General features: G+C 47.1%; 1 protein-coding gene. It reads left to right on the top strand.

Annotated elements, in window-relative coordinates; genetic code table 11:
* Positions 1-1,097: choice-of-anchor D domain-containing protein (locus QUB16_RS33405; RefSeq protein WP_333322696.1), on the top strand; the 1,097-nt coding region annotated here is incomplete at both ends.

The following is a 1,097-nucleotide window of genomic DNA, read 5'->3' as shown; positions in this document are numbered from 1 at the left end:
GTGGAAACCATTGATGTCACATCAGCCAATGTCACCGTTAGCGGCAGTACCGTCACCATTAATCCTACCGCTGACCTCGCACCAAGTACCGAATACTATGTAGAAATTGCTAGCGGTGCGATTAAAGACTCGGCTGGTAACAATTATGCCGGGATTACAGGGCCAACCAGTTGGAACTTCACAACCCTCACCGCTTCCACGCTGCCGATTCCTCCCATCCCACAATTAACCCAAAACGGTAGTGCTAATACCAGTCATCAGGGACAGAGCTTCACAGCTTCTGAGAATGGAACAATTAGCGAGATTGCGGTTTATACCGGAGGTGCTTTTACTGGCAATTTATTGATTTACAACAGCAGTAATGGCAGCGGCGCTGGCGGGAACAAAGGTACTCCTACCTATCAACAGAGCATATCACTCCCATCGGGCATGGGTTGGAAAACAGTTAAATTAGACACTCCTTATTCGGCTACCAGTGGGCAAACCTACTCCGTTATTTTTGAGGGAACAGGTACATTCTCTTTCTCGAATACCAACCCTTATGGGGGTGGGAACTATATCTTCAACTACGGCAATGCCAATGCCTCTAATGATTTAGCTTTCTTTATTAACCCGCCGGAAATTGATCTCAAAGGCAATGGTACTTCCATCGCCAATCAAGATATTACACCCACGACAATTGATGGCACTGCTTTTGCTGATACCCCAGTTGGTAGCCCGCTAGTTCGCACCTTTAGCATTGAAAATTTGGGTTCTAGTAATTTGACGTTATCGGGTACGCCTGTAGTCACCATTACAGGGGCCAATGCCAGTGATTTTACCGTCAAGACATTACCAGCCAACACTATTAGTGCCAGTCAAGCTACCCCATTTGAAATTACTTTCCAACCTTCGGCTATCGGCACTCGCACCGCACGAATTAATATTTCCAGCAACGATCTCGACGAATCTACTTATACCTTTACCATTCAAGGTAACGGCCTTGATACCACAGCGCCGACAGCCACTTTCACCCCCGGCGACAACGCCACCAGTGTTGCAGTTGCTGCTAATTTAGTTGTCACCTTGAGTGAAGCCGTACAAAAAGGCATCGGCAA

It is taken from the genome of Microcoleus sp. D3_18a_C4 (assembly GCF_036702415.1).
GTDB lineage: Bacteria > Cyanobacteriota > Cyanobacteriia > Cyanobacteriales > Microcoleaceae > Microcoleus.
This window is presented reverse-complemented; position numbering and strand designations above follow the sequence as displayed.